Source organism: Shewanella algicola (assembly GCF_014648035.1).
Lineage (GTDB): Bacteria > Pseudomonadota > Gammaproteobacteria > Enterobacterales > Shewanellaceae > Shewanella > Shewanella algicola.
This window is the reverse complement of record NZ_BMQI01000032.1, coordinates 46,634-53,623: the sequence shown is the minus strand read 5'-3', so window position 1 is coordinate 53,623 and position 6,990 is coordinate 46,634. Positions and strand designations below refer to the sequence as shown.

Sequence of the window (6,990 nt, the reverse complement as noted above, 5' to 3'; positions counted from 1 at the left end):
CAAGGAACGAGCATTTAGTTCCTTTGGGGAGCTAATTTCTTATCCGAAGCTCAGGTTGATTTAGGCGCCAGCGTGACAAAACAGCCAGTCAATGAAAAGTCGAGCATTTTAGCGTTGACTTTATTATCGTCATGCATAATAAACACATCTTGCTCAATTTCGACTCGCAACTGTTCTCTGACTTTTTTCTTAGTGATAGATTTTGGCACACTCAAACACAGCATTCGAACAGGAAGATTGACCATCGACAAAATCGAGGTCTTAAAGGCAATAATGTCTTTAAAGCCGCTGTTAGTCATCGCTCTCACCACAATCTCAGCATTGGCTAACATATGCTGATAGGCTTCAGAAAAATCTTTGGTGGGGTATTCAATCAAAAGAAATCGATTGATTTGATAACCAATCAAACTCGAGCGAGATTGCACTTTTTTACCATTGGCAAAATGGATCTCAACAAACAACTCCATGCCAATATCAATTAAGCGCAAATCGTCAAGCAACTCGCTCACTGGTGTTTTTATCATAGAACTTTCACCCTGTAAGTGGACGTGATAGAGCTCTGTTTCATCAACTTATTGATCCAAAATATCATCATTAACATAAAGATAACAGATGTCGTATTGTTGTACCTAGAGCCTGCCAGTCTTTGTGAAAAAGAATTTTGGCTCTTTTAGCCAAAAGCAATTGGAATATGACGCGATGTAAACAATCTTAATAGAATAACGCGCTCACCGACAGAGGGATAAATAACCCTAAAACAAATCAGGCAGCAAATGCTGGCCTGAAATACGAATAGTTACATCGTTATTTTACCGTAAATTTAGTATCTTCATCTCTTAACATGTACAAGGCAAAACACGCGGCCCACATCGGCCATGCAGCAAAGAATAATAAGTTATTAAATGCATCAAAATATTGATTAAAGGCCGATAAGGTTGACGCGCCATGCATTAAGAATATCACTCCGTATGTGATACGTTTTTTAATCCCAAGTACAAAGGCAATCACCAGTAACAATTGCAAACCACCCATAATGTACGCTGCGACTTCACTCACCCCGCCTATTCCGTAAAACTTTTCAAAAATTTTCATGCTATGGCCAGGATTGACAAACTTATCCAATGTCCACACGAGCATCACTAAAAATACGCCTAAGCGTAAAGACAATAACGACCATTGCAATTTACTTTGAACATTGCTAGTAAGTGTTGTTTGCATCTTAATTCCTTAAAAAATATAAATAAAACTCATTCTGCTGAGCTTTTAATAGGCTAAACTGGTGTTAACGACAAAAGTTAACCAGCCCCCAATGGACCGAATAAACTCAGATGATATTGCACAATCACTTATGCTATTAAGTTCTAAATAAACAAAATTTGGCATAAGATTGTTGTAATAAATTCGTTAATCATTAGGTCTTTTAGGCCATGTTCATCACAGCAGAAAATATTATGTCTATTTATCGTTATCCAAACCGTTCCATGACAGCAGTGGCTGTTGGCTTAGCCTTATTCTCTTCGTTAACTATTGCCGCAGATGATACTTCAGCGATTGAAGTCATCCATGTGTCAGGCAAAGTCATTAACGACAAAGGCTTGTCACCTAAAAACAGCACTGTCGATGGCCCTTTTGGTGATGGTATTGCGCTTAAAGATATTGCCCGCTCGGTCACTCCTATTACCAGCGAAATGATTGAACAGCTTAATATTATCGACTTATCAGATATTCAAAAAGTCAGCCCCAATAGCTACTCGGCCAGCGGTTTTGGCGCCTCAAGCTTGCCGACCATTCGCGGTCAGTTAGGTGAGTTATATCAAGATGGTGTGCGACGCCAGGCGGGTAATAATGGCTTTGGGATCCCAATGTCGTTTAACGCCATAGAACAAATTGATGTAGTAAAAGGTGCGCCACCGGTGTTGTTAGGCACCAGCCAACGCAATGGTGGTTTTGTTAATGTGCACTCTAAAGTGGCACCCACTAATGACAGGTTTGCCGAACTTACCGCCTCAGCTGGCAGTTGGGATCATTACCGTGCTCAATTAAATGTTGCCACCGATATTGTTGCAGACCAAAGTGGTGTGCGTTTAAGTGTCGAGCACATCGATAACGGCAGCTACTATGATTACTCTGGTTTTCAAAGCGACAGTATTTTTGTGGCATTTCGCCTGTTGCCAGACAATGTCAGCACCTGGGACATCAATGTCGAATATTATGATGTCGACTTTACCGACAACGCCGGGATTAACCGCCCGACCCAAGCATTAATTGATGATGGCTTATATGTTACCGGTCAAGGCGTTCAACCTAATGGCAGCTCCGTACCAGGCGCCAATGCCATTGTGTCGCCAACCGGGTTAGTAAAAATAGATCGCAGCCAGGTACTGACCGATCCAGACAACATCAACAACGCTCAAACGTTTATTGTTCACAGTACCTATGTGCGTGAATTAAGCGATAAAGCCACTTTTAAAAATATCACTTACTATCAGCACTTAGAACGTGAAGAAATTGCCCAAAACAGTTTTGTTGAAATCATCGATGGCGCTGACACTGCACAAAACCGAGTTGAGCTAGCCTATCAATGGAACAACGACCAAAGCACCATTGTCGCTGCCGATATCCGCTACAACAAGGTATTGGGTTATAGCCAATTTACCACCGAAGCCGATTTACCCATCGATTTAACAGGCCCTATTGAAAACCGCCGAATTCCACTTACTGCAGAACAACAAGCAAGGCTGGTTGAGTTGCGCCCAGGGGTGTTTGTATCTCCTGGGGCACAATACGACATTGATGGAAATGGCAGCGGCGACTATTCATTATCTGACACCACAGACTCAACCAGCTGGCAAACCGGCCTAGCGCTTCAGCACAACAGCCAATGGACCGACAAACTGTCGACCAGCATAGGCTATCGAGCTGACTTTTATGATGTTGAAGCTCGCGATGCTTTAGCGCCACAAGGGCAAATCGCCGCCAGTGATTCAATTAATGAAATGCTCGAATCGGGGCAGATCAGTATTAGTTATCAGCTCAGCGACTTTATCACTACCTATGCTAGCGCCAGTTATAATGAGTCAACGTCAAACAGTATGGCGGGAGGCACCACGTTAGGCGCCAATAACCAAATTAGCAGCCAAAACTTTGCCACCGAAAACACCTTAACTGAAGTGGGCATTAAATATTCGCCAAGCGATAGCGCCTGGTATGTCGATGCGGCAGTGTTTGATCAAAAACGCAGTTTGCGAAATCGTGATGGCAGCAACACAGGTATTCGTACTAAAGGATTAGAGGCGCAAGCCTTTTATGACGCCGACCCATATTGGTTTAGTGCGGGCTACAGTTATTTAGATGCACGCTATGATAATTCAGCCAGCAGCCAGGATACGGTTCAAGTGGCCGATGCGTTTGATAATTCACGCCCAGATATCATTGCAGGTACTGGAATAGGCGCGCCAAACTTTGCGTCATTTGCGCCATCAAATAGCCGTGTACAAGGTTTGCCTGAACAAACGTTCACAATTAATGGCGGAATGTCGATTACTGAGAAATGGAAAGCCGGTTTCTCCGGTCTATATACCAAGAGTTATCCATTGGACTATTTGGCGACTGTGTATATTCGCGATCAATACACGCTCAATATCAATACTCGCTATGACTTTAGCGAACAAACCAGTGTAAGACTTGACGTTAATAACGTCACAAACCAAAAAAATTGGCGCCCAGTCTTTGAAGGCGGTTATTTCGGTTCTACCCTGGTTTACCCAGAGTTACCTATTAATGCCACCCTGACATTGCAGCATTCATTTTAAGGCTATAAAACATGTTAAAAAAAATCGTATTACTTATTATTGCAGCAACGCTGGTGGGGTTATTTTTCCACTATGATTTGAACCAACTACTCACGCTTGATGGCCTAAAAGGCTCAATGGCGCAATTTAGTCAGCTACGTCAAGAATCACCATTATTAGTCATCGGCGGCTTCTTTGCACTGTATGTGGCTGTCACGGCATTGTCCTTACCTGGTGCGGCGATATTAACCCTCGCATCTGGTGCGTTATTTGGCATAGTCGAAGGCTTAATAATAGCCTCATTTGCCTCGAGCATTGGGGCTACACTGGCCTTTTTAGTGTCGCGTTATTTATTACGTGACTCGATTAAACAACGTTTTCCAGAGCGTTTAGCAGCCATTGATGCCGGTATTGAAAAAGAAGGCGGCTTTTACCTATTCACTCTACGTTTAGTGCCTATTTTCCCGTTCTTTTTAATTAACATGTTAATGGGCGTTACCGCATTTAAATCCTGGACTTTCTACTGGGTAAGCCAAGTCGGTATGTTTTTAGGCACCTTTGTGTACGTCAATGCCGGGACTCAATTAGCGCAAATCGACAGCTTATCTAACATTTTATCGTTCAACCTAATTGTGTCATTTGCACTATTAGGCTTATTCCCGCTTATCGCTAAGGCCATTGTCAATATGATTAAAAAACGTCGCGTATACAGCAACTGGACTAAACCCGCTAAATTTGACCGCAATATGATTGTGATTGGCGCTGGCGCGGGTGGTCTTGTGACCAGTTATATTGCCGCTGCAGTAAAAGCCAAGGTGACCTTAATTGAAGCCGGTGAAATGGGCGGCGACTGCTTAAACTATGGCTGCGTGCCCAGCAAAGCGATTATTAAAAGTGCCAAAATAGCCGAGCAAATACGTAATGCCCATCATTACGGCTTAGAAGACAGCACTCCTGAGTTTTCATTTAAAAAAGTCATGGCACGTGTACATCAAGTGGTTGCCGATATTGCCCCGCACGACAGTGTTGAGCGTTACACCAATTTAGGGGTGGATGTGGTCAAAGGCTACGGCAAGTTAATTGACCCATGGACAGTAGAAATTACCTACCCAGACGGCAACACCACTCGCCTAACCGCGCGCAGCATTGTAATTGCAACCGGTGCCCGCCCATTTGTGCCGCCATTACCGGGTATTGAAGAAGTCGGTTACGTTACCAGCGACACCTTATGGGACGAGTTTGCCAAACTTGATGCTGCACCACAAAAATTAGTGGTACTTGGCGGCGGTCCAATTGGCTCTGAGCTTGCACAAAGCTTTGCCCGTTTAGGCTCACAAGTCACTCAAGTTGAAATGGCTGAGCGCATCATGATTAAAGAAGATCTTGAAGTGTCTGAGTTTGCTACCCAGGCATTACGTAACAGTGGCGTTAACATTTTAACCTCGCACCAGGCCCTGCGCTGTGAACTGCGCGAAGGTAAAAAATACCTTATCGTTAAGCATCAAGACCAGGAGCAAGCTATTGAATACGACCAGTTATTATGTGCTGTCGGTCGCAGTGCACGTCTAAGCGGTTACGGTTTAGAAGAACTCGGCATTGAAACCAATCGCACCATTCAAACCAATGAATATTTAGAAACGCTATACCCTAATATTTATGCCGCAGGCGACATTGTTGGCCCATATCAATTTACTCATGTGGCCGCGCATCAAGGTTGGTACGCAGCAGTCAACGCACTGTTTGGTCATTTGAAAAAGTTTAAAGTCGATTACCGCGTGATACCATGGACCACCTTTATCGATCCAGAAGTGGCGCGTGTAGGGATAAATGAATACGAAGCACAGCAACAAGGTATTGACTATGAAGTCACGCGCTTTGATTTTGCCGAGCTTGACCGCGCCATTACCGACAGTGCCACCGACGGTTTTATTAAAGTCATCACCCCAAAAGGCAAAGACAAAATCCTAGGCGTTACTGTCGTGTCAGAACATGCTGGCGACTTAATTGCTGAGTTTGTATTAGCGATGAAACACGGCCTAGGGCTGAATAAGATTTTAGGCACCATCCACAGTTACCCAACGTGGGCCGAAGGCAACAAGTACGCTGCGGGCGAATGGAAACGTAATCACGCACCAGCAACCGTGCTGCGTTGGTTAGAGAAATACCACACATGGCGCCGTGGTTAATTCTATAAAAGGCGTAAAATGATGGCAGTTAACCTAGGTTAACTGCCAGTCATTAAATGAAACAAGCGTGAATCAATAGCAACTGCTGGGTAAGAGATAATGCCAATTGCAGTAAGAGAGCCAAATAAGATGAGTACAATATTCAAGGCATTTGTCGCAAGTGTTGTCATTGCGCCCCTACTCTTTAGCACACTACTATTCAGTCAAATCAGTGTGGCTGCCGATGCAATCCCAGCAACAACTGAGCAGGCCTTACACCAACAATGGCAAGCCCTGTTGAGTCAGCACGTAAAGCCGATTAATAATGGCAACAGTAGCGCGGTAGATTATGCGGCAATGCAGCTGCAACGCACTCAACTGCAAAGTTATCTCAAGCAGCTGAGCAACATCAGCCAGACGCAATTTGATGCATGGGATAAATCAACACAATTGGCTATGCTCATCAATGCGTATAACGCCTGGACCGTGGAGCTTATCTTAACCAAGTATCCTGATATTGAATCGATAAAAGATCTCGGCGGATTTTTTAGCTCGCCCTGGGACAAAAGCTTTATTCCTTTGCTTGGAAAAACCCGCAGCCTCAATGATATTGAACATAAACTTATTCGCGGCAGTGACAGATACAATGACCCGAGAATTCATTTTGCGGTAAATTGTGCCAGCATCGGTTGCCCAGCACTGCTTGAAGAAGCCTATACCGGCGCTAAGCTTGAGCAGCAACTTGATGCCCAAACCAAGCGCTTTTTAGCTGACAGCAGCCGCAATTATGCCAAAGGCGATACGGTCTATTTGTCTGCCATTTTTAAATGGTATGGCGATGACTTTACTCAAGGTTTTGCCGGTGCGGATTCTGTAGAGGCATTTTTATTACTCTACCCTAACGCATTAACACTCAATGGTGCTCAGCAAGATGCCGCGAATAAGCAGCAATTAGATATCGATTTTCTCGATTATAACTGGTCGTTAAATGCGATTCGATAAGTCAATGTTCCCCAGTAAAATCTGTAACATAA

The 6,990-nt window shown here is 44.0% G+C and carries 5 protein-coding genes; 3 read left to right on the top strand and 2 right to left on the bottom strand.

Features of this window, described 5'->3' with window-relative positions; translation table 11 throughout:
- Positions 1–50: 50 nt before the first annotated feature.
- Positions 51–524 carry a flagellar brake domain-containing protein gene (locus IEY42_RS14215; RefSeq protein ID WP_188925859.1) on the bottom strand — a complete coding sequence of 158 codons (474 nt, stop codon included), beginning with the start codon at positions 522–524 and terminating at the stop codon, positions 51–53.
- Between the two features lie 280 nt (positions 525–804).
- The gene (locus IEY42_RS14210) at positions 805–1,218 is read right to left on the bottom strand and encodes a hypothetical protein (protein ID WP_188925858.1); all 414 of its coding nucleotides are present in this window, start codon (positions 1,216–1,218) and stop codon (positions 805–807) included.
- A 209-nt stretch (positions 1,219–1,427) separates the two neighbouring features.
- Between IEY42_RS14210 and IEY42_RS14205 the strand changes: the two genes are divergently transcribed.
- The 3 genes from IEY42_RS14205 to IEY42_RS14195 all read left to right on the top strand — a co-directional run bounded on the left by IEY42_RS14205 (position 1,428) and on the right by IEY42_RS14195 (position 6,958).
- Complete coding sequence (locus IEY42_RS14205; protein WP_373292853.1) at positions 1,428–3,812, top strand: TonB-dependent receptor; 2,385 nt, start codon at positions 1,428–1,430, stop codon at positions 3,810–3,812.
- A gap of 11 nt (positions 3,813–3,823) precedes the next feature.
- On the top strand, positions 3,824–5,977 hold the full coding sequence (locus tag IEY42_RS14200; protein ID WP_188925857.1) for a dihydrolipoyl dehydrogenase family protein: 2,154 nt from the start codon (positions 3,824–3,826) through the stop codon (positions 5,975–5,977).
- Between the two features lie 129 nt (positions 5,978–6,106).
- The gene (locus IEY42_RS14195) at positions 6,107–6,958 is read left to right on the top strand and encodes a DUF547 domain-containing protein (protein ID WP_188925856.1); all 852 of its coding nucleotides are present in this window, start codon (positions 6,107–6,109) and stop codon (positions 6,956–6,958) included.
- Positions 6,959–6,990: the final 32 nt, after the last annotated feature.

What these genes read in the sequence shown, in the direction of transcription:
- IEY42_RS14205 (WP_373292853.1), top strand. Translation starts at nt 1,428, where the DNA reads ATGTTCATCACAGCAGAAAATATTATGTCTATTTATCGTTATCCAAAC.
- IEY42_RS14215 (WP_188925859.1), bottom strand. Translation starts at nt 524, where the DNA reads ATGATAAAAACACCAGTGAGCGAGTTGCTTGACGATTTGCGCTTAATT.
- IEY42_RS14195 (WP_188925856.1), top strand. Translation starts at nt 6,107, where the DNA reads ATGAGTACAATATTCAAGGCATTTGTCGCAAGTGTTGTCATTGCGCCC.
- IEY42_RS14200 (WP_188925857.1), top strand. Translation starts at nt 3,824, where the DNA reads ATGTTAAAAAAAATCGTATTACTTATTATTGCAGCAACGCTGGTGGGG.
- IEY42_RS14210 (WP_188925858.1), bottom strand. Translation starts at nt 1,218, where the DNA reads ATGCAAACAACACTTACTAGCAATGTTCAAAGTAAATTGCAATGGTCG.